Annotated in this window: 17 protein-coding genes; 12 read left to right on the top strand and 5 right to left on the bottom strand. The window is 71.0% G+C overall.

The window, feature by feature from the left end:
• Positions 1–2: 2 nt before the first annotated feature.
• The 8 genes from ACIA47_RS02245 to ACIA47_RS02210 all read left to right on the top strand — a co-directional run bounded on the left by ACIA47_RS02245 (position 3) and on the right by ACIA47_RS02210 (position 9,551).
• On the top strand, positions 3–881 hold the full coding sequence (locus tag ACIA47_RS02245) for a branched-chain amino acid ABC transporter permease (RefSeq protein WP_203120290.1): 879 nt from the start codon (positions 3–5) through the stop codon (positions 879–881).
• Positions 878–1,990 carry a branched-chain amino acid ABC transporter permease gene (locus tag ACIA47_RS02240; RefSeq protein ID WP_396704743.1) on the top strand — a complete coding sequence of 371 codons (1,113 nt, stop codon included), beginning with the start codon at positions 878–880 and terminating at the stop codon, positions 1,988–1,990. Before ACIA47_RS02245 ends, ACIA47_RS02240 begins: the two co-directional genes overlap by 4 nt.
• Positions 1,991–2,075: 85 nt before the next feature.
• A complete protein-coding gene (locus ACIA47_RS02235) occupies positions 2,076–3,362 on the top strand; it encodes an ABC transporter substrate-binding protein (protein ID WP_203120292.1) in 1,287 nt (428 codons plus the stop codon).
• Between the two features lie 145 nt (positions 3,363–3,507).
• Positions 3,508–4,275, top strand: coding sequence for an SDR family oxidoreductase (locus tag ACIA47_RS02230; protein ID WP_203120293.1), 768 nt, complete (start codon positions 3,508–3,510; stop codon positions 4,273–4,275).
• Between the two features lie 94 nt (positions 4,276–4,369).
• Entirely contained in the window at positions 4,370–4,981 is a 612-nt protein-coding gene (locus ACIA47_RS02225; RefSeq protein WP_203120294.1) for a TetR/AcrR family transcriptional regulator, read from the top strand.
• A 64-nt stretch (positions 4,982–5,045) separates the two neighbouring features.
• Complete coding sequence (locus ACIA47_RS02220; RefSeq protein ID WP_396704740.1) at positions 5,046–7,871, top strand: AAA family ATPase; 2,826 nt, start codon at positions 5,046–5,048, stop codon at positions 7,869–7,871.
• Between the two features lie 46 nt (positions 7,872–7,917).
• Complete coding sequence (locus ACIA47_RS02215; protein WP_203121999.1) at positions 7,918–9,066, top strand: acyl-CoA dehydrogenase family protein; 1,149 nt, start codon at positions 7,918–7,920, stop codon at positions 9,064–9,066.
• A gap of 20 nt (positions 9,067–9,086) precedes the next feature.
• On the top strand, positions 9,087–9,551 hold the full coding sequence (locus ACIA47_RS02210) for a MaoC family dehydratase (protein WP_203121978.1): 465 nt from the start codon (positions 9,087–9,089) through the stop codon (positions 9,549–9,551).
• A 141-nt stretch (positions 9,552–9,692) separates the two neighbouring features.
• On the opposite strand, the gene ACIA47_RS02205 is transcribed toward ACIA47_RS02210, so the two are convergent.
• Complete coding sequence (locus ACIA47_RS02205) at positions 9,693–10,118, bottom strand: peptidase inhibitor family I36 protein (protein ID WP_203121979.1); 426 nt, start codon at positions 10,116–10,118, stop codon at positions 9,693–9,695.
• Positions 10,119–10,363: 245 nt separating this feature from the next.
• On the opposite strand from ACIA47_RS02205, the gene ACIA47_RS02200 reads away from it, so the two are divergent.
• Complete coding sequence (locus tag ACIA47_RS02200; protein WP_396704737.1) at positions 10,364–14,176, top strand: hypothetical protein; 3,813 nt, start codon at positions 10,364–10,366, stop codon at positions 14,174–14,176.
• Positions 14,177–14,278: 102 nt separating this feature from the next.
• Here the strand turns inward: ACIA47_RS02200 and ACIA47_RS02195 are convergent, their stop codons facing one another.
• From ACIA47_RS02195 to ACIA47_RS02180, 4 genes are all read right to left on the bottom strand, one after another.
• Entirely contained in the window at positions 14,279–15,304 is a 1,026-nt protein-coding gene (locus tag ACIA47_RS02195; protein WP_396705331.1) for a cellulose binding domain-containing protein, read from the bottom strand.
• 394 nt (positions 15,305–15,698) lie between these two features.
• Entirely contained in the window at positions 15,699–16,616 is a 918-nt protein-coding gene (locus ACIA47_RS02190) for a zinc-binding dehydrogenase (protein ID WP_396704735.1), read from the bottom strand.
• A 214-nt stretch (positions 16,617–16,830) separates the two neighbouring features.
• A complete protein-coding gene (locus ACIA47_RS02185) occupies positions 16,831–17,829 on the bottom strand; it encodes an acetylxylan esterase (RefSeq protein ID WP_203121982.1) in 999 nt (332 codons plus the stop codon).
• Positions 17,830–17,850: 21 nt separating this feature from the next.
• Positions 17,851–18,888, bottom strand: coding sequence for a substrate-binding domain-containing protein (locus tag ACIA47_RS02180; RefSeq protein WP_203121984.1), 1,038 nt, complete (start codon positions 18,886–18,888; stop codon positions 17,851–17,853).
• Positions 18,889–19,206: 318 nt separating this feature from the next.
• Here ACIA47_RS02180 and ACIA47_RS02175 point away from each other — a divergent pair, with 318 nt between their 5' ends.
• Genes ACIA47_RS02175 through ACIA47_RS02165 form a run of 3 tightly spaced genes read left to right on the top strand, consistent with a single transcriptional unit; the run spans position 19,207 to position 23,475 of the window.
• Complete coding sequence (locus ACIA47_RS02175; RefSeq protein WP_396704733.1) at positions 19,207–21,570, top strand: glycoside hydrolase family 3 N-terminal domain-containing protein; 2,364 nt, start codon at positions 19,207–19,209, stop codon at positions 21,568–21,570.
• A 10-nt stretch (positions 21,571–21,580) separates the two neighbouring features.
• Entirely contained in the window at positions 21,581–22,570 is a 990-nt protein-coding gene (locus tag ACIA47_RS02170) for an ABC transporter permease subunit (RefSeq protein WP_203121989.1), read from the top strand.
• Positions 22,567–23,475 (top strand): carbohydrate ABC transporter permease, encoded by a 909-nt coding sequence (locus tag ACIA47_RS02165; RefSeq protein WP_396704731.1) that lies wholly within the window; start codon positions 22,567–22,569, stop codon positions 23,473–23,475. The genes ACIA47_RS02170 and ACIA47_RS02165 overlap by 4 nt, the downstream gene beginning before the upstream one ends.
• Positions 23,476–23,495: the final 20 nt, after the last annotated feature.

The raw sequence follows: 23,495 nt of genomic DNA, 5'->3' as shown, positions 1-23,495 counted from the left end.
TGTTGGACCGCTTCGTCTTCCTCACCGTCGACGGCCTGTCCCGGGGCGCGGTGTACGCCGCGTTCGCACTGGCCCTGGTGCTCATCTGGCGGGCGGCGCGGGTCGTCAACTTCGCCCAGGGAGCGATGGCCGTCGCCGCCGCGTACGTCGCCTACACAGTCAGCACCGCGACCGGTTCCTACTGGCTGGGCTTCGTCATCGCGATCGTCGCCGGCCTCCTACTCGGTGCGCTGGTGGACCGTGTGGTGATGCGGCACGTCGATCACGCCTCACCGCTCAACCCGGTGATCGTCGCGCTCGGGCTGGTGCTGCTCATCCAGGCCGTGCTCGGCATGGTGTACGGCAGCGAGTTCCGCCCCGCCGAGGCCCCGTTCAGCCGCTCCGCCCTCACAGTGGGCGGGGTCGCCGTGCTGTCCCCGTACGACCTGTTCGTCTTCGCCACGATCGGCGTGGTGGTCAGTGGCCTGGCCTGGATGTTCGCCCGTACCCCGGTGGGGTTGCGGATGCGCGCGGCGGCCTTCGCTCCGGAGGTCTCCCGGCTTCTCGGGGTCAACGTCGGTGGGATGCTGACCCTCGGTTGGGCGCTCGCCTCCGGGGTGGGCGCGCTGGCCGCCATGCTGGTCCTGCCGACCGAGCTGGGCCTGCACCCGCACGCGATGGACCTGGTGTTCGTCTCGGCGTTCACCGCGGCGGTGGTCGGCGGGTTGGACAGTCCACCGGGGGCGGTGGTCGGTGGTCTGGTGGTGGGGCTGTTGCTCTCCTACGTGAGCGGCTACGCCGGCAGTGACCTGACCCCGCTCGCGGTGCTGGTCCTGCTGCTGGCGGTGCTGCTGGTCCGGCCCGGTGGGCTGTTCGCCCCGGTCGCGGCGAGGCGGGTGTGAGCGCCACGAGGGCGGCCCTGCCGCCGAGCGAGCAGCTCGACGACCCGGGCGGCCGACCGGTCGACCGGCGACGCGGCTCCACCCTGCTGCGCCACCTCGCGGTGGTGCTGGCCGCCGGGTCGCTGCTGGTGGCGGTCAGCTACTCCGTCGAGCCGTTCCGCAACTTCCAGCTCGCCACGGTGGCCGCCTACCTCTGCGCGACCGCCGGGCTGACCGTCCTCACCGGGCTCAACGGTCAACTGTCGCTCGGGCACGGCGCGCTGATGGCCACCGGGGCGTACACCGTGGCGCTGTGCCAGACCGCGTTCGCCGACCGGGGGATGACCGGCGGCTGGCTGTTGCCGCTGTCGTTGGGTGCGGCGATCGTCGGCACTGTCGCGGTCGGCGCTGTGGTCGGTGTGGCCGCGGCCCGGCTGCGCGGTCCCTATCTGGCCGGGGTCACCCTCGCGGTGGCCGTGGTGGTGCCGGCGCTGGCGGTCACCTTCGACGGCGTGTTCAACGGCGAGCAGGGGCTGTCGGTGCCGGTGGAGCCGCCGCCGCTGTCGCTCGGCCCGTACTTCCCCTACGAGCGGTGGCAGCTCTGGGTCACCGGCGCGGCCACCCTGCTCGCGTTGCTGCTGTTGGCGAACCTGATCCGCAGCCGGTACGGGCGTACCTTCCGGGCGGTCCGCGACGACGAGGTGGCGGCCCGCCTCGCCGGCATCCACGTGGCCCGCACCCAGGTTCTCGCGTTCGTGGTCAGCGCTGCCACCGCCGGGCTCGGCGGCGCGCTGCTGGCGGTGCTCGCGCAGAGCGTCTCACCCGGGGCGTTCTCGCTGACCCTGTCGCTGTTCCTGCTGATGGCCGTCGTGATCGGTGGCCTGGGTCGACTGACCGGCGCGCTGTGGGGGGCCGTCCTGCTGGTCGCCCTGCCCGATCTGACCCACTCGGTGACCGAGATGCTCACGCTCTCGCCCGCTGTGGCGCAGCGGCTGGAGGGCAACCTCCCCCTGGCGATCTTCGGACTCACCCTGATCGTCGTCATGATCGCCGCCCCCGGCGGTGTGCAGGGTCTGCTGTCGCGTCTCGGCCGGGCGTTGCTGGCCAGGCGGCCGACCCGGCGTTCCTGAGCTGTCCTCGGTCCGGCCTCGGCCGGGCGCCCCACCACCACACCGTTCCCACAGACAACCGGACCGAGAAAGGTCGGTGTTTCCCATGCACCGTAAAGCGCATCGCGGCCTCGCGATCGCCAGCACCCTTGCCCTGCTCATCACCGCAGCCGGCTGTAGCGGCGACGACGGCCCCGGCTCCGGCGGAGCGTCGGTGCCGGGCGTCACCGACACCGAGATCGTCGTCGGCACCCACATGCCGCTGACCGGTCCGGCCTCGGCCGGCTACTCGAAGATCGCCCCGGCGACGAAGGCGTACTTCGACTACGTCAACGCCAACGGCGGAGTGCACGGCCGCAAGATCACCTACAAGATCATGGACGACGGCTACAACCCGGCGAACACCCAGCAGGTGGTCCGTCAGCTCGTCCTCCAGGACAAGGTCTTCGCCGTCCTCAATGGTCTGGGTACGCCGACGCACACCGGTGTGCTCGACTTCCTCAAGAGCAACCGGGTGCCCGATCTGTTCGTCGCCTCCGGCAGCCGCAGCTGGGACCAGCCGGACAAGTATCCGGGCACGTTCGGGTTCAACCCGGACTACACGGTCGAGGGCAAGATCCTCGCCAACTACGCGAAGGCGAACCTGGCCGGCCAGAAGGTCTGCTTCCTCGGTCAGGACGACGACTTCGGCCGGGACAGCCTGGCCGGCGTGGAGAAGGTGCTCGGCGCCGGTGCCGTGGCGGTCAAGCAGACGTACGTCACCAGCAACACCAACGTGGCGCCGCAGATCGGCGCGTTCAAGGCGGCCGGTTGCCAGGTCGTCGTGCTGGCCACCGTGCCCGGCTTCACCGCGCTCTCCGTCGGCACGGCGGCCCGGCTGGGCTTCAAGCCGCAGTGGCTGGTCTCCAACGTCGGCGCCGACCACCCGACCCTGGCCAAGCAGCTCGGCGCCGCCGCGCCGCTGCTGGAGGGCATGGTCGGCACCAACTACCTGCCGATGCAGAACGACACAGCGAACCCGTGGATCCAGCTCTTCATGAAGGTCAACAAGGAGCACAACGGGGACGCGCCGTTCGACGGCAACACCGTCTACGGCATGTCGGTCGGCTACCTCTTCGTGCAGACGGTGCTCGCGGCCGGCAAGGACCTGACCCGGGAGAAGGTGCTGGAGGCCGTGCAGAAGGGCGGCTTCCAGGGCCCCGGGCTGGTGCCGCTGCGCTTCTCCGCCACTGACCACTCCGGGTACGGCGGCCAGCGCCTGAGCCGGGTGAGCGGGGGAGTGCAGACCTACTTCGGTCCGGCGTACGAGACGGACGAGGCGGACGGGGCGGTCAACGAGTACACCGCCACCCCGGCCGCGCCGCCGGCGAACGGGGTGCCGACCGTCTCCTGAGGCCCCGCAGCCCCGACGTCCGACCGGACGTGGTCGCGCCTGACCACGCCCGGTCGGACGGCTGCGCGCGGCCTGCCGGCGCGGCCTGCCGGCCGATCGTCAGAGGCGTTGACCGATACCGATCGACGCTCCTACTATCTGCACCGTGAATGCATATTCGGGCCGACTCGCGGGCCGGGTCGCCATCGTCACCGGCGCCAGTCGCGGCATCGGTCTGGCCATCGCCCAACGCCTCGTCGCCGAAGGCGCGCGGGTGGGCCTGACCGCCCGCCGCCCCGAGGGGCTGACCGAGGCGGTCGCCACCCTGGGCGGTCCGGCACACGCCCTCGCGGTGCCGGGCCGGGCCGACGATCCCGAGCACCGGGCCGTCGCGGTGAGCCAGGTCAGCGCGGCGTTCGGGCCGGTGGACCTGCTGGTCAACAACACCGGCATCAACCCGGTGCACGGCCCGCTGGTCGAGCTGGACCTGGCCGCGGCCCGCAAGATCCTCGACGTGAACGTGGTCGCCGCGCTCGGCTGGGTGCAGGAGGTCTGCGCCGCCGGCATGAGCGAGCGCGGCGGCTGCGTCGTCAACGTCTCGTCGATCGCTGGGCTCGGCCCGTCACCGGGCATCGCCTGCTACGGGGTCAGCAAGGCCGCGCTCAACCACCTCACCGCCAGCCTCGCCGTGGAGCTGGGGCCGACGGTCCGGGTCAACGCGGTCGCCCCCGGCGTGGTGAAGACCCGCTTCGCCGCCGCCCTCTACGACGGGCGGGAGGCCGAGGTCGCCGCGCGGTACCCGCTCGGGCGCCTCGGTCTGCCGTCGGACGTGGCGGGAGCGGTCGCCTTCCTGGCCTCCGACGACGCCAGTTGGATCACCGGGCAGACCATCGTCTGCGACGGCGGCGTCTCGCTGACCGGCCGGGCCGGATGACGGCGTCGGCGGAGCGTCCGGAGCCGCTGATCAACGGCTGTCTAGACTCGGCGGTGCGTCGGGGGACGCCGTGGCGGTGAGGGGGCGAGGGCGGATGGACGGGGTCGATGTGGCGGGCCGGGTCGACGGGCGCACCGCCCGCGCCGAGCGGACCCGCGCGGCCATCGTCGAGGCGCACCTCGCGCTCATCTCCGAGGGCGACCTCCGCCCGACCGGGGAACGCATCGCCGAGCGGGCCGGCATCTCGCTGCGCACCCTCTGGACCAACTTCAAGGACATGGAGACGCTCTTCGAGGCCAGCGGCGCGGAGGTGCTCCGCCAGCAGGACGCCGCCCACCGGCCGATCTCGACCGGGCTGCCGTTGCCGAAGCGGGTCGACGCGTACTGCCGGCAGCGGGCCCGACTGCTCCAGCTCATCGCGCCGTCGGCGCGGGCCGCCCAGATGCGTGAGCCGGTCTCCGAACAGCTGCACCGCAACCGTCTCAAGCACATCGAACGGGTCCGCGACGAGGTCGAGGAGCTCTTCGCCGTCGAGCTGGCCGAGGCCGGGCCGGGGCGGGAGCAGCTGCTCAACGCCCTGGTGGCGGCGAGCACCTGGCAGGCCTGGTCGATGCTGCGCTACGGGCTCGGTCTCGGCGTGGACCAGGCCCGCGCCGTGATGGCCCGGACCGTGGGCGCCCTGCTGGCCGAGGTCGCGCCCGACTGATTCCGGCCCGGCCCGATTTCGCCCCCTCTTTCCATTCGGTTTCCGATGGGTAACACTGGCAGGCATGGTTACTGCATCAAGAGTGCAACTAACCGTGCTGCGTGGCCGGGACGACGAGTGCCGGGCTGTCCGGAGCCTGCTCGACGGCATGACCAACGCCGGCGGTGCCCTGCTGTTGCGCGGAGAGCCCGGATCGGGCCGGACGGCGCTTCTCGGCTACGCCCATCGGCACGCCGAGAATGGCTGCACAGTGCTCGCCGGCAGCGGGCTCGCCGAGGAGGCAGCCCTGCCGTACGCCGGCCTGCAACGTCTGGTCGACCCGGTGCTCGACCGGGCCGCCGCGCTCCCCGGCGAGCAGCGCCAACTGCTACGGCGCGCACTGGGCGGGGAGAGCTGCCCGGCCGACCGGCAGCTGACCCTGTCGATGGCGGTGCTCGGGCTGCTCGCGGCCGCCGCCCGGGACCGGCCGTTGCTCGCCACCATGGACGACATCGACCGAGGTGATCCGCAGACCGCGCAGGTGCTGGCATTCGCGGCCCGCCGACTGCGGCACCTGCCGCTCGCCGTCCTGCTCACCGCGGACGTCACCGCCAACCTCGACGGGATACCGGAGCACCGACTGCGCGCGCTGACCGAGCACGAGAGCAGCGCCGTCCTCACCGATCGACTCGATCGGCTGACCGAGCGCGAGGGCGGCGACCGGCTTCCCGACCGGCCAGCCGCGTCGGCCCTGACCGCGTTGGCCACAATCGGCGGCGGCAACCCGCAGGCCCTGGTGGACCTCGCCGAGGTGCTCACCGCAGGGCAGTGGCGGGGCGAGGAGTCGTTGCCCGCCGCGCCACCGGCGGACGGAGCGCTGGGTCGCGCGTACCGCGCCCGGCTGGACCGGCTGCCCCCGGAGACCCGACGGGTGCTGTTGCTCGCCGCGCTCGACGAGGACGGCGAGCCGGGCACCCTGATCCGGGCCGCGGCGGCCGCCGGCGCCGAGGTCGAGGCGCTCGCCCCGGCGGAGGTCGCCGGCCTGGTCCGCGTCGAGCAACGCGGCGTCACCTTTCCGCAGCCGCTGGTGCGCACGATGATCGCGGCCAGCGCGCCGCTCGCGGAGCGCCGCGCGGCGCACCGACTGCTCGCCGAGGTGCTGGTCGCGGACGGGCAGCGGCTGCGCCGGGCGATGCACCTCGCCGCCGCGACCGCGGGTGCCGATCCGGCCCTCGCTGCCGAGCTGGAACAGGCGGCGGTCGGCGGATCCGACGGCTGGGCCGCCGCCTCGGTGGCCCTGCGGTGGGCCGCCGAACTGAGCGACCATCCGAGGCTGACCGCCACCCGTCTGTTGACCGCGGCCCGCTACGCCTGGGCCGGGGGGCAACCCGACGAGGCCCGGCTGCTGCTCGACCGCCTCCGCGCGGTCTGCGTCGACCCGGTCGTTCGAGGCCGCGCTGACCTGCTCCGCGGTGAGCTGGAGTTGCGCTGCGGCACCGCGTCGAGTGCGTCGGCCACGCTGCTGGCCGCGGCCGCTACGGTGGACGGCGCCGACCGCGCCCTGGCGTTGACCGGGCTGGTGCGGGCCGGCGAGGCGGTCTGCTTCACCGGCGACCAGTACCGGTACGCCGAGGTCGGCCGGCGGGCGCTGGCGTTGCGGCGCCCAGACGACCCGCCGGCCCTGGAGGTCATGGGCTGTCTGATCGCCGGGGTGGCCGCGACCCTGCGGGGCGACCACGAGCGAGCCGGGCCCGCGCTGCGCCGCGCCGTGGTGCTGGGCGACCGGCTGACCGGTTGGGCGTTGACCCCCACCGCGCTCAGCTGCGCCGCGGCGGCCGGACTGCTGGTGGCCGTGGACGGCGCGGCCCACCGGCTCGCCGAACGCGCCGTCGAGCTGGCCCGGGAACGGGGTGAGCTGTCCATGCTGTCGCGGGCGTTGGAGCTACGGGCGGTCGCCGAGTACTGGCTGGGTCGACACGAGGCGGCGGCGGAGACCTCCCGTGACGGGCTGCGCGTCGCCCGGGCAACCGGGCAGGTCAACTGCGCCAACGTCCATCTGGGCATGCTCGCCGTCCTCGCCGCGATCCGGGCCGATCGGGAGACCAGCCTGCGGCGGATCCGCGAGATCGGCGAGTCGCCGACGCCGGGCAGCCGCCCGCACGCGCTCGCCGCGTGGGCCCTGGCGGTGCTCGACCTGGTCGACGGCCGCCACGCCGAGGCCGCGGAGCGGTTGGCCTCGCTGGCTCGACTCGGCACGCGTCGAGGTCAGATCCTCGTGCAGGTGATGGCCACCCCGTACCTGGTGGAGGCGGCGGCGCACCTGGCGCACCGGCCGGCGGCGACGGCCGCGCTCGCCGCGTTCGACAGGTGGGCCAGCAGCACCGCGAGCCCGTTGCGCCGGGCCCTGTCCGCGCGGTGCCACGCACTGCTCGCCCCTCGGGGCGGCACCGAGGCGGAACGGGACTTCCAGGCGGCGCTTCGCCTGCACCCGACCGAGGCCGGCACGTTCGAGCGGGCCCGCACCGAACTGCTCTTCGGCCAGGAGTTGCGCCGCAGTCGACGCCCTCGCGACGCGCGCACACACCTGCACCAGGCCCGCGAGATGTTCAGCCTGCTCGGAGTGGAGTGCTGGGCCGAGCAGGCCACCACGGAGCTGCGGGCGGCCGGGGAGTCGATCGGTCCGCCGGACCTGCCCGCGGCGCGGTTGTTGACCGGCCAGCAACTGCGGATCGCCGAGCTGGTCGCCGAGGGCGCCACCAACCGGGAGATCGCCGCCCGGATGTTCCTCTCCACCCGTACGGTCGACCACCACCTGCGCAACGTGTTCCACCGGCTGGGCATCCGTTCGCGGACCGAGCTGGCCCGCGCGTTCACCGCCGAGCGGCACGTCGGTCTGGCCTCCGACCGGTGAACGTCCGGTCTGGACGCGTTTAACTATCACCGCTAGTTTGAGCGTCATGGACCTCACCCTCTCCGCCGAGCAGGCGGCGGTCCGCCAGCTGGCCGCCGAGTTCGCCGACCGCGAGCTGCTGCCGCAGGCGGCCGCCTGGGATCGCCGCGAATCGGTCGACCCCGCCATCGTCGGCATGCTCGGTGACCTGGGCTTCCTGGGGCTGACCATCGCCGAGACCGACGGCGGTTCCGGCGGCGACCACCTCGCGTACTGCCTGGTCCTGGAGGAGCTGGGCCGGGGCGACTCGGCGGTGCGCGGCATCGTCTCGGTCTCCCTCGGCCTGGTGGCGAAGTCGATCGCCGCGCACGGGAGCGCGGAACAGCGGGCCGAGTGGCTACCGAAGCTCTGCGCCGGCAGCGCACTCGGCTGCTTCGCGCTGACCGAGCCGGACAGCGGCTCGGACGCGGCCGCACTGCGCACCCGTGCGGTCCGCGACGGCACCGACTGGCTGCTCACCGGCACGAAGACGTTCATCACCAACGGCACCACCGCCGACGTCGCGCTGGTCTTCGCCCGCACCGGCGGCCCCGGGCACCGAGGAATCACCGCGTTCCTGGTGCCCACCGACAGCCCGGGGCTGACCCGGCGGGAGATCCACGGCAAGCTCGGCCTGCGCGGTCAGGCCACCGGCGAACTGGGCTTCGACGAGGTGCGCGTGCCCGACACGGCCCGTCTCGGCGCCGAGGGCGCCGGATTCCGGCTGGCCCTGGCCACCCTCGCCAAGGGCCGGATGTCGGTGGCCGCCGGGTGCGTCGGCATCGCCCAGGGCTGCCTCGACGCGGCGGTCGGTTACGCCGGGCAGCGCACCCAGTTCGGCAAGCCGATCGCCGGGCACCAGCTCGTCCAACAACTGCTGGCCGCCATCGCTGTGGACACCGCCGCCGCCCGGCTGCTGGTGTGGCAGGTGGCCGACCTGATCGACCGCGACCAGCCGTTCGCCACCGAGGCGTCGATGGCCAAGCTCTTCGCCAGTGAGGCCGCCGTCCGCGCGGCCAACAACGCGGTCCAGGTCTTCGGCGGGTACGGCTACATCGACGAGTATCCGGTCGGCAAGTATCTGCGCGATGCCCGGGTGGCCACGCTCTACGAGGGCACCAGTCAGATTCAGCAACTCCTCATCGGACGCGCGCTCACCGGCGTCAACGCCTTCTAGTAGCTGTAGGGAGATCCGGCATGAGAGTCTTCACCTCCTTCGAGGAGTTGGCCGCCGCGACCGGCGAGAGCCTCGGGCCCGGTCCGTGGCAGCGCATCGAGCAGAGCCGCGTCGACCTCTTCGCCGACGCCACCGACGACCACCAGTGGATTCATCTCGATCCGGTCCGAGCCGCGGCGGGGCCGTTCGGCGGGACGATCGCCCACGGGTACCTCACCCTGTCCCTGTTGCCGACGTTGGCGAGCGGGCTCTACCGGGTCGAGGGGGTGGCGATGGGCGTCAACTACGGGCTGAACCGGGTGCGCTTCCCCGCGCCGCTGCGGGTCGGCGCCGCCGTACGCGCCACCGCCACCATCGCCGACGTGTCGCCGGTGAGCGGCGGTGTGCAGCTGGTCGTGACGGTCACCGTGGAGAGCGACAGCGGCGGCAAGCCGGTCTGCGTGGCCGAGACCGTCAGCCGGCTCTACCGCGCCGTGGAGCAGTGACGACTCGCCGTACGGTAACAACTACCGCAGGTGGCCCGCTGAAACGGCGTCACGGTGACCGTCAGCGAAGCGAGCAGCTGGACCGTCGCACGCTGATGGGGCGGCGACGGATTCCGTCGCCGCCCCATCGTCTACGTCGTCCTAGCAGTCGATGCGCAGCGAGCTGGCCTTGTTCCGTGCGCTGGTCGCCAGATTGACGTTCGCGCTGTTGTTCCAGATCGATTGCAGTGGCGTTCCCGTTCCGCTGCCGTTGTCGAAGAGTCGGACGGTCCCGCCGCCCCGGTTCTTCGCCGACTCGATGTTGTTGTTCACGCCGGACGGCAGATTCAGGAAGGTCCCACAGGAGGACGGGACGTACATCGTTCCCGTCGCGTTGAGCCCGGTCCACAGGCAGGCGTAGCCGGCTGGGCAGTCACTCCAGGCCTGGGTTCCGAATCCGACCTCGGTCAGACCGCTGCTCGTCGCGGTTTGCGGCCGGGCGTCGGCGGATGCGGCGGACGCCGGAGCGCCCACCAGCGGCACGAGCAGACCGACGGCGATCGCGACGGCCGCGAATCGATGCCGCATCGACAGTCGGGGTCGCGACGAAGCGTATTCAGCTGCACTAGGGGTGATATTCATGTCTACCTTTCCTGGTCTACTGGCGCTTCGGGGATGAACGTTGCCTCGATAGCGAACTCGTAATCGAATACCTCCTCGTCTATTCGGGATCGCGTGACACCCCCCGTACCCATGACGGACGTCAGCGCTGCGGATAACAACGCCGACACCGTTTCTGGCGTGCATCACGCACCCCCTTCCAGTCCTCCTCCGTGTCGTCGATCGCGTTTGGGTCATCGAACGCGGCCCCGCGCCTAGTCGCGCTGTGGCCGCTATCCGACACTCGTCAATCGGCGTCCACGGAACTAGATATAGTCGCCCTTGGATTGTTTGCCAATCATGTCGCCAGGCTGACAAACAACTTCGTGACGGGGGACAACGTGGGAAGACCTGAGCGGCCGCTCGACCCGGAGGCTGGCGAGCTGGAGCGGTTCGCGCTCGACCTACGCCAGCTGCGGACAAAGGCGGGTTCGCCGACGTACCGTCAACTGGCCCGGCGCGCGCACTTCTCGGTGACCACCCTGGCGAAGGCGGCCAGCGGCGAGACCGTTCCCAGCCTTCAGGTGACACTGGCGTACGTGGCCGCCTGTGACGGCGATCCGGCCGAATGGACCGAACGGTGGCACAGCCTGATCGCGAGCGTGACGTCCGCCGAGACGGTGGGGGTCAGCCGCGGGCCGTACTGGGGGATGGCAGCGTTTCAGCCGGAAGACTCGGAATGGTTCTTCGGACGCGAGCGCATGGTGGCTCAGCTCTGTGAAATGCTCACCCGCCTCCGGTTCGTCGCGGTTTTCGCCCCGTCTGGTGCGGGCAAGTCGTCCCTGCTACGAGCGGGCCTGATAGCGGCTGTGGTCGACAATCCCGCGAAGGGTCGACCCGCCTGGGCCACGGTGTTGATGACGCCCGGCGAACATCCCATCGAAGAGCTCGCGTTCCAGCTCGTCAATGAGCAGGACCTGGCTCGTGACACGATTCAGCGCCAGCTGCCCGATGATCCGGCCAGCATTCGCGGAGCGATCGAGCAGATTCTCAATTCGCGTCCATCTGTCGCGAACATGCTCATCGTGGTGGACCAGTTCGAGGAGCTCTTCACGCTCTGCCGGGACGAGGAGGAGCGACCGGGGTTCATCGCCGCGCTGCTCGCCGCAGCGGAGATCCCCAGGGTGCGGGTGGTGCTGGGAGTGCGGGCCGACTTCTATGGTCGGTGTGCCGCCTATCCCGCCCTGGTGGCCGCTCTCCACGAGCACCAGCTGTTGATCGGCCCGATGGACGATGAGGATCTGCGTCGGACGATCACCGGCCCCGCCGAGCGCGCCGGGTTGCTGGTGGATCCGGCGTTGGTGGAGATGGCCGTGGCAGACGTTGGCGGTCAGACGAGTGCGCTACCGCTGCTGTCCCACGCACTGTTGGAGACGGCGCGCCTGCGGCAGGGCAAGCGGATCACGCTGGCCCACTACCGCGAGTCAGGCGGCGTTAACGGCGCCATCACCCGTACCGCTGAAGGGGTGTACGCGCAGTTCGACGAGGGGCAGCGAGGGCTGGCACGGGACATCTTCCTGCGCCTGACCGCCCTCGGTGACGGCACCGAGGACACCCGACGCCGGGCGCCCCTGGCTGAGTTGGTCGGCGGGGTGGACCCGTTGGCCGCGGCTGAGGTGCTGGCCAGGTTGACCGCCGCGCGGCTGGTCACGGCGGACGAGAAGGGCGTCATGGTGGCCCACGAGGCCCTGATCCAGGAGTGGCCCCGGCTGCGCCGCTGGCTGACCGAAGATCGGGAGTTGCTGCGCTCCCACCGCAGGCTGACGGAGGCTGCCGCCGAGTGGGATCGGCACGACCGCGTGGACGGATTCCTGTATCGGGGGGTCCAGTTGGCGCTCTGGGGAACGCGCCAGGTGATGGACCTCAGTGACCTGGAACGGAAGTTTCTGGAGACCAGCCGTGCACGAGAGAGCCGGCGCCGGGCAGCCCGACGGCGGCGGACCAGCATGGCGTTGACCGGGCTCGCGGCAACCGTTGTCGTGGTGAGCGTCCTCGCGGCAGTGGCACTGGTGCAGGCGAACCGGGCGGCCGCCGAACGAGACCTCGCCGTTTCCCGGCAGCTGACGGTCGAGGCCGACATCCAACTGCAGATCGATCCGCAGCAGGCGCAGCGCCTCGCCAGACGCGCTCTGACCACACGCCCGACCGTCGGTGCGGAGATGGTGCTCCGCCAGGCCGCCGTCGATGACCGGCTGCAGGCGATTGTGCCGATGAGCAGCAAGAAGGCCTTGGGCGTGGCGTTCAGTCCGGACGGAAGGCGGGTGGCGGCCACCGGGACGGACGGCGAGGTGCGGGTGTTGACCTGGGCCGGGCACGGCGTCTCCGGACCGGGCCTGGCTCTCAGCGGCGGACCCGAGGGGCAGGTCTGGAGCCCGATGTTCAGCCCGGACGGGAAACGACTGGTCACCGCCGGCTCGGACGGCACCGTCCGGATCTGGCAGGTCGATGGAACCGCTGGGCCCATCGTCCTACGCGGGCACGAGGGCCCGGTCTGGGGAGTGGCCTTCAGCCCCGACGGACGGTTGGTCGCCAGTGCTGGGGAGGACACCACCGTTCGGGTCTGGGATGCCCGCGGCGGCGGCCGACCGGTGGTGCTGCGTGGGCACACGAAGGTCGCGGTCGGTGTGGCCTTCAGCCCCGATGGGCGCCAGTTGGCCAGCAGCGGCCACGACGCGACGGTACGGCTCTGGGATCTGGCCGCGCGATCCACCAGAACGATCCTCACCGGGCCACGCGAAGCCACCAGGACGTTGGTGTTCAGTCAGGACGGCACCCGCCTGGCCTGCTCCAGCGCCGACGGTACGGCCTGGGTCTGGTCGCTGGCCGGGTCGGCGGCCCCGGTGGTGCTGCGTGGGCATGAGGGCACCGTGGAAGGGCTGGCGCTGAGCCCGGACGAGCAGTGGCTCGCGACCACCAGTGACGATCTGACCGTACGGATCTGGAACGCCAACGGCGCTGGTGACCCGTTGGTGCTGCGCGGCCACACCAACCGGGTCTGGGCGTTGGCGTTCAGTCCGGACGGATCCCGGCTGGTGAGCGCGGCCGATGATGGCACGCTACGGATCTGGGACCCGGGCAGCGATCGTCTGATCCTGCGGGGCCACAAGAAAGCCACCTGGTCCGCCGCGTTCACCCCGGACGGGCAACGGGTGGTCAGCGGCGGCGAGGACGGCACGGTGCAGGTCTGGAACCTGGCCACACCGGCCGAGCCTCGGGTGCTCGGCCGCCACGACGGCGACGTCTACGGTCTCACTGTGAGTTCGGACGGGGCGAGTGTGGCCACCGGCGGCCGCGACGGCAGCGTGCGAGTCTGGGACCTCGCCGGCAGACACGATCCTGTGGTGCTTCGCGGGCACGAGAAGCAGGCGTGGATCGCCGACTTCAGCCCTGACGGCCGCCGCCTGGCCAGCGTCAGCAACGACGGGAGCCTGCGAATCTGGGACCTCACCGGCCAGAGTGCCCCGGTAGTCCATCGAGCCGTCGAAGAGATCCGGTACGCCGCCTTCAGCCCGGACGGCAGGAAGGTCGCCACAGCCGGCGCGGAGGGCACCCTACGAATCTGGGACGCCCTCGGCACCGCCGAACCACTACTACTTCCCGGTCACGAGGGACTGGTATGGGCCGTGGCCTTCAGCCCGGACGGACAACGAGTCGCCAGTGCCGGCTTCGACGGCACCGTGCAGATCCACTCCGTCACGAGCGGCATCGCCCCACTGGTGTTGCGAGGCCACGAGGGGCCCGTCTGGCACGTGTCGTTCAGCCCGGACGGGCAATGGGTGCTCAGTTCTGGAAAGGACGGCACCGCTCGGCTGTGGCGCGCTTCGGAGGCCGCCCGGTCCGTGACCTTCGGGGGATTCGGCGCCTCCGTGGAGACCGTCGACTTCAGCCCGGACGGCGAGCGGCTCGTCTCGACGCATGACGACGGCACCGTACGCGTCTGGCCCTGCCGCGCGTGTGCTCCGGTCCAGAACCTGCTGGAGCCGTGACCGCTACCGTTCACGGCGTTGATGCGCGACGGGGGTCTCATCGACCAGTGGATGCCGGGGGCGGTGCCGGGCCACTGGGGCCCGGCACCGCGAGGGTTGGTGTCAGGCGACCGCGCAGGCGGTGCCGTTGAGGGTGAACGCGGCCGGCCGGCCGGTGCCACCCGTGTGGGTTGCCTGGAAGCCGATGTCGACCGAGGCGTTGGGCGCGATCGTCGCGTTGTAGGAGACGTTGCGGGCGGTCACCGCTCCGCTGGACGGGGAGTAGGTGGCGTTCCATCCGCTGGTGATGGCCTGCCCACCGGGCAGGGTGAACGCCAGGCTCCAACCGTTGACCGGCGTGCTGCTCGTGTTGGTAACCGAGACCGACGCGGTGAGACCGCTGTTCCAGGCGTTGACCGTGTACGTCACGCGGCAGTCGCCGGTCGGCGGGGGCGTGGTGGGCGGGGGCGTGGTGGGCGGGGGAGTGGTCGGAGGCGTGTCGCCCCCGATGCTGCCGGGCACCGCACGGAGAGCGTCGTACCAGGCGGCGGCCATCTTGCGGTAGCCCGTGGCGTTCGGGTGCACCCCGTCGGCCAGGTCGCTGAGCGTCAGGGCGCGGTACATGTCGACCAGGTGGACGTGTTTGCCGGCGGCGGCCCGGCTCTGCACGATCCCGGGGATCGCGGCGTTGTAGCCCCGGACCTGGTTGTCAGCGCCGGACTTCGGGATGATCGTCGCGACGAACACGTCAGCGTTCGGGGCGGTGTTGGTGATCCGGTCGACGAGCGTGGCCAGCCGCGACGGCGCCCCGGACGTGTCGCCGTACATGTCGTTGGTGCCGATGTGCAGCAGCACAGTCCGCGGGTTCGTGGCCCGCAGCCAGTTCACCACGTTGGCGTCGATCTGGGCGATCGTCCAGCCGGAGTGGCCCTGGTGGTCGTGGTCGCCGAGGCTGGCTGGCCCGTTGAACTGGGAGCCGACGAAGTCGATCCGGTAACCACCGGACGTGAACCGCTGCCACAACTCGACCCGGTAGCCGCCGGGGACGTTGAATCCGTCGGTGATCGAGTCGCCGAGTGGCATCACGCGTACGCCGCCGTTGGACTCCGCGCTGGCGGGAGTCGTCGCGACTGGCACGGCGGCGACCATGGTGGCGACGGCGGCCAGGGCCGTCCACCACCGGCGGGCCCGCCGGGGCCTCGACGTCGCTGCGCTGGCGGGTGCGGAAGGGACTGGTTGGACGAGCGTTGGACTGCTCATGGGATTCCTCTGGTGGTGGGGTGCGTGACGACAGCGGCCACCGACGAGACGGGAGCCGCCATTCGTGCGGCACAGGAAAGTGCTGCTGCGCGGAACGACCAGATCCCGGATGTCCGCGCTGGTCGTCGTATCGCTGAGCCGGGCGACGCGTGCCCTGCACCTCGCCGGACGCACCATAGCGTGTTATCGCTAACACGAGCAATAGACGGATGGCAATCGCTGTCGACAGCCGCCGCAAGCTCCGGGCCCTGCCTGCGGTGCCCGGAGCGAGCCGACAACCGGGTCAGGGAATGAGCAACGCCTTGCCCGAAATCGCGCGGGCTTCCATCGCACGGTGAGCGTCGTCCGCCGACGACAGCGGATACGTACGCGCGATCACCGGGCGCATCAGTCCTTCCGCAGTCCCTGCCAGGGCAATTCCGGCGAGCCGCGTCATCTCCGACGCCTCGAACTGCACGTCGGCGATACCACGCACAACGATGCCGCGGGCGTTCGCGTCCGGTGCGTCAACCGTGGCGAAGTCGCCACTGGCCGCCCCGTGGGCCGACACGCGTCCGCCGTCCGCCACCAGGTGGAACGCCTCGGTGCCAAGGTCGCCTCCGACGCCGTCCAGCAGCACATCGACGGGCAAACCCCCGAACGCGTCGCCCACCGAGTCGGTCCATCCGCTTTCGGTGTAGTCGACGGCGGCGTCGGCGCCGAGTTGCCGTACCAGCGTGAGCTTGTCCTCGCCCCGCGCGGCCCCCACGACCTGTGCGCCCAGGGAACGCGCGAGCTGGACCAGTAGGGTTCCCATGCCGCCCGCCGCCCCCAGGATCAGCACCCGGTCGCCGGGACTGATGCCGGCGCGCTCGATGATCCCGGTGCCGGTCACCCCGTCGTGCGCGAGCGCCGCCGCCTCCCGCAGGTCCAACCCGTTCGGGACCGGTACCAGCCGGTCGACGGCAGCGCTGACCAACTCGGCGTAGGAACCGCGCGTTCCGGCGCCGGCAACGACCCGTCGGCCGACCCAGGACGGGGAGACGCCCGGACCGGTGGAGACCACGGTTCCCGCAGCTGCGCCCCCCGGCACATAGGGCGGGATGACGCCGAACCTCGCGCCCCAGCCACCCCGGATCTGGGTCTCGAGATAGATGGTGTCGACCGCCTCGGCCCGCACCACGACCTCGCCCTCGCCGGCTTGTGGATCCGGCAGTTCCACCGGAACCAGGACCTCAGGCCCGCCGTACTCGGAAACCTGTATGGCACGCACGCGGCTGCCCCCCACCTGGCCACGGCCCGGCGTTCGGACCGGCCTCGACGACTGTCGTGGCGACGCTACGACTTCAATGTTGGTTGAAGTCAAGGGACGTGAACATCGTAGAGCCGGCCTGACCCGGGTCAGCGGTCCGGAAGCGGTCTGGATTGGTGACTGCTCAACGAGGCGCGACGGCCGGGTGCAGGACCGAGCCCAGCCAGCGCAGCTGACGCCGGACGTGGACCGCCTCGCCGCCCTCATGGCCGTTGAACGGGTAGACGTGCATCTCCCGCTCGGGCGGGACCGGCCTCCCGTTCGCGGCGCCGTAGTGGTTGTAGGCGGCGAAGGCGGTTCGCGGTGGGCAGACGGTGTCGCGTTGGCCGACTCCGAAATGTGCCGGCGCCGTCGCCCGACGTGCGAAGTTCACGCCGTCGACATAGGACAACGTGCGCCACACCGCCTCCTCGGCCTCCCGGCGCACCGCCAGGTACCGGGCGATCTCGCCGTACGGCGCGAGGTCGGTGAGCGCGACGGCCCGGCGCATGTCGCACAGGAACGGGGCGGTGGTCAGCACCGCGCTGAGATCCTCGACGAGACCCGCCACAGCCAGGGCGATGCCGCCGCCCTGGCTGTTGCCGACCACGCTGACCCGGTCACCCTCGACCCCCGGCAGCGCGCGGACCGCCTCGACCGCCCGCACCGCGTCGGTGATCAGGCGGCGGTAGTGGTAGTCGCGCGGATCGAGGATCCCCCAGGTGACCGGCCAGGGCCCGCCGGGCGCGCCGTGCGGGTCGGGGGTGTCCCCGGCGCCGTGCTGCCCCGCCTGGCCCCGGTTGTCCATCAGGAGGTGCGCGTACCCGGCCACCGCCCAGGTCGGCCGTTCGTGGGGCAGGCCGCGCCCGCGACCGTAGCCGGCGTACTCGACAACGGCCGGCAGCGGCTCGCGAACCCCGGCCGGGCGGGTGTACCAGGCGCGGACCGGGTCACCGCCGAAGCCGGCGAACGTGACGTCCCAGGAATCGAGCAGCCGCAGGTCGGTCGGTTCGGGGCGGACGTCGACGAGCACCGGCACGGCCGCCGCCTCGGTGAGCGTGTCCCGCCAGAACCCGTCGAAGTCGTCGGGCTCGGCGACGTCGGGTGCGTACCGCTGAAGGTCGTCGAAGGTGGAGTGGGGCACGGGTCCTCGCAGGGGCCGGGGTCAGTGCGGATGGGCGGGGGGCGCGGTGCTCTCCCGGACGACCAGCTCGGTCACCAGGTCGATCCGGCTGGTCGCCGGCTCGTTCCCCCTGGTCAGGTCGAGCAACATCTGGGTGGCGATGCCGGCCATGTCGCGCAACGGCTGGTTGATCGTGGTGAGGGCCGGGTCGGTCCAGGCCGAGACCGGCAGGTTGTCGTACCCGATCACCGAGAGGTCCTCGGGCACTCGCAGGCCGCACTGACGGGCGGCCCGGAGCACCCCCATGGCCTGGATGTCCGACCCGGCGAAGATCGCCGTGGGTCGGTCCGGCCGCTGGAGCAGTTGCAGCCCGTGGGCGTGCCCCGCTCCGGCGGAGAAACTGCCGTAGCGGATCAGCTCGCGGTCGACCACTGTCCCGGCTTCGTCGTGGGCCGACTGGAAGCCGGCGGCCCGGGCTCTGCTGCACAGCACGTCAGGTGGCCCGGAGATGATGGCTATCCGTCGGTGCCCCAGCTCCAGCAGGTGCCGGGCGGCGAGCAGGCCGCCGTTCCAGTTGTTCGACCCGACGGTCGGCACGGAGGCCGAGGTGGCACTGTCGGTGTCGACGACGACGAACGGAATGCCCTGCCGGCGTAGGTGCTGCTGTTGGGCCTCGGCCAGGTGGGAGAGGACGAACACCACGCCCAGGGGGCGGTCGGCGAGTAACGCTTCCAGCCATCGTGCCGGCGGGCGGTGCGCGCCGTCGAGCTGGGCGATCGACAGTCCGATGCCGGCGGCGGAGGTCACCGCCTCGACGCCCCGCAGGATCTCCATCGCCCAACCCGTGTCGAACTCGTGGAACACGAGGTCCACCCGGCCGCCGCTGGTCGCGTGTCGCCGGGCCCGGCGCTGGTACTGGTGGCGGTCGAGGCTCGCCTCCACCCGGGCTCTGGTGCCGGGGGCGACATCGCCGCGTCCGTTGAGGACCTTGGACACGGTCGCGACCGATACGCCGACATCGTTGGCGATGGTCGCGATGGTGGTGGAGGCGGGTGGGTCGAGCGGGCGGTGCTCTGTCATCGCGGCCTCATACAACATCCGAAAGTTTCGGGCGACCTTAACACGATGAGACATTCACGCCAGTGGGTGCCGGAATCGGCTTGGGCATTCGCGGGACATTGCGCGTCTTCTCGGCGACTGAGCGCCGATCGTGGGGTCACCGTCTGCAGGAACCGCCCCCTGGTAGTCCGATTGAGACTCTTGACAGTCATCGATGGGGCACTTAGGTTGCCGAAAAGGTTACGCAGGTTTCCGGAAAGTTTCGGATCGTGAGAAACGTCCGCCACGCAGCTGGTTCACGAGGGCACGGGGATGTGGCCGGAGCTAAGGGGTCATGGCATGAGAAGTCAGTCGCTCGAGGACGGCGGCACCGCGCCGTGGCGTGATCAGCGGCTGTCGCCCACCGAGCGAGCCGAGGCGCTCCTGCCGAAGATGACCCTCGAAGAGAAGATCGCCCAGCTCGTCGGGATCTGGGTCGGCGCCGACGCCAGCGGCGAGGGCGTCGCACCGCACCAGTCGGACATGATCAGCGAGTTGCCGCCGTGGAGCACTGTCATCCAGTACGGGTTGGGTCAGCTGACCCGCCCGTTCGGCACCGCCCCGGTCGACCCGGTGTTCGGCGCCCGGTCGCTGGCGGCCTCACAGGCGCAGATCGTCGCCGCCAGTCGGTTCGGCATTCCGGCGCAGGTGCACGAGGAGTGCCTCACCGGGTTCGCGGCGTGGCGGGCCACCGTCTACCCGACTCCGCTCAGCTGGGGCGCGTCCTTCGACCCCGAACTGGTCGAGGCGATGGCGGACCGGATCGGGCGGTCGATGCGCGCCGCCGGCGTGCACCAGGGCCTCGCACCGGTGCTGGACGTCACCCGGGACTACCGCTGGGGCCGTACCGAGGAGACGATCGGCGAGGACCCCTACCTGGTCGGCACGACAGGTGCCGCCTACGTGCGGGGCCTGGAGCGGGCCGGCGTGGTGGCCACGCTGAAACACTTCGCCGGCTACTCCGCCTCCCGAGGCGGACGCAACCTCGCGCCGGTGCCGATGGGTCGCCGCGAGCTGGCCGACGTCATCCTGCCGCCGTTCGAGATGGCGCTGCGTCTCGGCGGCGCCCGCTCGGTGATGAACTCCTACGCCGAGATCGACGGCCTGCCCGTGGCGGCCGACCGTGGGCTGCTGACCGGGTTGTTGCGTGACGAGTGGGGCTTCACCGGCACCGTGGTGGCCGACTACTTCGCCGTACGGTTCCTCCAGACCCTGCACGGAGTCGCCGGGGATGCCGCCGACGCGGCCCGGCTCGCCCTGCGGGCCGGGATCGACGTCGAGCTGCCCACCGTGGACGCCTTCGGCGGACCGTTGGTGGAGGCGGCTCGCCGCGGCGAGGTCGACGAGGCGCTGATCGACTGCGCGCTGCGTCGGGTGCTGATCCAGAAGATCGAGCTCGGTCTGCTCGACGAGGGCTGGCAGGAGCTGCCCGACGACGTGGCGTCCCTGCGCTTCGACGACGAGGCCAGCCAGGACATCGCCCTTCGCCTGGCCCGGGCGTCAGTCGTCCTGCTGCGCAACACCGGCGTCCTCCCGTTGCCCATGGGTAGCCGGGTCGCCCTGGTTGGTCCGGCCGCCGACGACCCGATGGCCATGCTCGGCTGCTATTCGTTCCCCAACCACGTGGGCGTCCACCACAGCGAATTCGGGCTCGGCCTGGACATCCCCACACTGCGCGACGAGTTGGCCCGACGCGTCCCGCTACTCAGCCACGAGCCGGGGTGCACCATCACCGGCGAGGACACCTCGGGTATCCCGGCCGCTGTCGCCGCGGCCGCCGCCGCCGACGTGTGTGTGCTGGCCGTCGGCGACCGGGCGGGGATGTTCGGCCGGGGCACCTCCGGTGAGGGCTGCGACGCCGTCGACCTGCGACTACCCGGCGTGCAGGCAGACCTCGTCCGCGCCGTCCTCGCCACCGGCACCCCGGTGGTCCTGGTGTTGATGACCGGTCGCCCCTACGCGCTCGGTCCGGAGTTCGACGGCGCGGCGGCCGTGGTGCAGGCGTTCTTCCTCGGTCAGCTCGGTGGGCAGGCGCTCGCCGAGGTGCTCACCGGTGCGGTCGACCCCTCCGGGCGGTTGCCGGTCAGCGTCCCCCGGGACGCCGGCGGGCTGCCGAGCACCTACCTGGCGCCGCCGCTCGGCCGGCGCAACAAGGTCTCCTCAATCGATCCGACCCCGACGTACCCGTTCGGCCACGGTCTGAGCTACACCACCTTCGAGTGGTCCGACGCGACTGTGGTCGAACCGCGCGAAGATCCGACTGCCTGGCCGGTCGACGGCGAGGTACGGGTGCGGATCACCGTCGCCAACACCGGTGAGCGGGCCGGCACCGAGGTCGTGCAGCTCTACCTGCACGACCCGGTCGCGCAGACCACCCGTCCGGTGGTTCGGCTGATCGGCTACACCCGGCTGCCGTTGGCGCCCGGCGAGGTGGCGCACGTGACGTTCGGCGTACCCGCCGACGTGGCGTCGTTCACCGGGCTGACCGGCCGGCGGATCGTCGAGCCCGGCGACGTCGAGCTGCGCTTCGGCCGGTCGAGCGGCGACGTGGCGGCGGCCCTGCCGCTGCGACTGGTCGGCACCGAGCGCCAGGTCGGTTACGAGCGGGAACTGCTCACCTCGGTGCGGGTCGAGCGCCTCGTTGCCGTTCCACAGTCGGCATAGGAGGCCACGGATGACGTCCACCCTGCGGCCACCGCCGCCGGCGCCGCCGAGTTCTCCGCCGGAGGCGCAGAGCCCTGCCCCGCGCTCGCCACGGCGTCGTCGCAGTTGGCGGCAGGCACTGCGCCGGGACTGGCAGCTCTACTCCCTCGCCATCCTGCCGCTGCTGTTCTTCCTGGTCTTCCGGTACCTGCCGATGATCGGCAACATCATCGCGTTCCGCCGGTTCAAGCCGGGCGGCAGCATCTTCGGTGAGTACTGGGTCGGGCTGCGCTACTTCCGGATGTTCCTCACCGACCCGACGTTCTGGGAGGTGTTCACCAACACCCTGGTGCTCGGGACGTTGACCCTGCTGTTCTGTTTCCCGCTGCCGATCGTGCTGGCGCTGCTGCTCAACGAGGTCCGGGCCCGCCGCTTCAAGCGGTTCGTCCAGTCCGTGTCCTACCTGCCGCACTTCCTGTCGATCGTGATCGTGGCGGCGATGGTCATGCAGTTGACCTCGATCGAGGGCACCGCCAACCAGATCGTCAACCTGTTCGGTGGCGACCCGGTGGCGTTCCTGCAGAAACCGGAGTGGTTCCGCACCATCTACGTCTCGTCCGAGGTCTGGCAGACCGTCGGGTGGGGCACGATCCTCTACCTCGCCGCCCTCACCACCATCGACGAGGACCTGTACGAGGCCGCCCGGATCGACGGCGCCGGCCGGCTGCGGCAGACCTGGCACGTCACGTTGCCCGGCATCCGTCCGACGATGGTGACCTTGCTGATCCTCAACATCGGCAGCTTCCTGGCGGTCGGGTTCGAGAAGATCCTGCTGCTCTACAACCCGTTGACGTATCCGACAGCTGACGTGGTCTCCACCTATCTGTTCCGGATGGGCTTCCAGTCGAGCAACTTCAGCTACGCGGCCGCCATCGGCCTCTTCGAGGCGGTGATCGGGCTGATCCTCGTCCTGTCGGCGAACGTGATCTCCCGTCGCACGGTGGGGACGAGCCTGTGGTGACTCTCGGTACGAAGATCGACGCCCCGAAGACGCGCGGGCCGGTGGACAGCCGCGGTTACCGGATCTTCCGGGTGGTCAACACGATCGTCCTGCTCGGCGTCGTGGTCGTGACGCTGTACCCGTTCCTCAACATCGTGGCCCGCTCGCTCAGCGAAGAGGCGTACATCATCGCCGGCAAGGTGACCATCGTCCCGCGTGGGTTCGACCTGACCGCGTACAAGCTGCTGATGTCGGACGCGATGTTCTGGACGAACTACCGCAACACTGTGGTGTACACGGTGGTCGCCACGCTCATCTCGATCGTGCTGACCACGTGTTACGCGTACGTGCTGTCGAAGCCGCAGCTCAAGGGGCGCCCCTTTCTCATCGGTGTCGCGCTGTTCACCATGTTCTTCTCCGGTGGCCTGATTCCCAACTACGTGCTGGTCACCAGCCTGGGCATGAAGAACACCATCTGGGCCGTGGTGATCCCCAATGCCATCAGCGTGTTCAACCTGCTGGTCATGAAGGCGTTCTTCGAGAGTCTGCCGAGCGAGTTGGAGGAGGCCGCGGCGGTCGACGGGCTGAACACGTACGGCATCCTGCTGCGGATCGTGCTGCCGCTGTCGAAAGCGATCATCGCCACGATGGTGCTCTTCTACGCGGTCTCCTTCTGGAACTCGTGGTTCACCGCGTTCCTCTACATCGACCGCCAGGATCTGCTGCCGGTCACCGTGTACCTCCGCAATCTCATCGCGGGCGCCACGAGCGCCGAGTCGGCCGCGGCCGACGCCGACAAGGTCCAGGCCGCGGCCACCCTCCAGGCCGTGACGATCGTGCTCACCACCCTGCCGATCCTGGCGATCTACCCCTTCGTCCAGCGGTACTTCGTCCGCGGCGTGATGCTCGGCGCGGTCAAGGGATGACGCCGGGCGCCGCACCGCTT

It is taken from the genome of Micromonospora sp. NPDC051227, assembly GCF_044455385.1.
In the GTDB taxonomy this organism is placed as follows: Bacteria; Actinomycetota; Actinomycetes; order Mycobacteriales; family Micromonosporaceae; genus Micromonospora.
The sequence above is the reverse complement of the archived record's forward strand: the minus strand, read 5'-3'. Positions and strand labels throughout refer to the sequence as shown.

Coding starts and splice junctions, on each gene's coding strand:
- ACIA47_RS02235 (WP_203120292.1), top strand. CDS start 2,076: ATGCACCGTAAAGCGCATCGCGGCCTCGCGATCGCCAGCACCCTTGCC.
- ACIA47_RS02225 (WP_203120294.1), top strand. CDS start 4,370: ATGGACGGGGTCGATGTGGCGGGCCGGGTCGACGGGCGCACCGCCCGC.
- ACIA47_RS02220 (WP_396704740.1), top strand. CDS start 5,046: ATGGTTACTGCATCAAGAGTGCAACTAACCGTGCTGCGTGGCCGGGAC.
- ACIA47_RS02215 (WP_203121999.1), top strand. CDS start 7,918: ATGGACCTCACCCTCTCCGCCGAGCAGGCGGCGGTCCGCCAGCTGGCC.
- ACIA47_RS02210 (WP_203121978.1), top strand. CDS start 9,087: ATGAGAGTCTTCACCTCCTTCGAGGAGTTGGCCGCCGCGACCGGCGAG.
- ACIA47_RS02205 (WP_203121979.1), bottom strand. CDS start 10,118: ATGCGGCATCGATTCGCGGCCGTCGCGATCGCCGTCGGTCTGCTCGTG.
- ACIA47_RS02195 (WP_396705331.1), bottom strand. CDS start 15,304: ATGGTCGCCGCCGTGCCAGTCGCGACGACTCCCGCCAGCGCGGAGTCC.
- ACIA47_RS02180 (WP_203121984.1), bottom strand. CDS start 18,888: ATGACAGAGCACCGCCCGCTCGACCCACCCGCCTCCACCACCATCGCG.
- ACIA47_RS02175 (WP_396704733.1), top strand. CDS start 19,207: ATGAGAAGTCAGTCGCTCGAGGACGGCGGCACCGCGCCGTGGCGTGAT.
- ACIA47_RS02170 (WP_203121989.1), top strand. CDS start 21,581: ATGACGTCCACCCTGCGGCCACCGCCGCCGGCGCCGCCGAGTTCTCCG.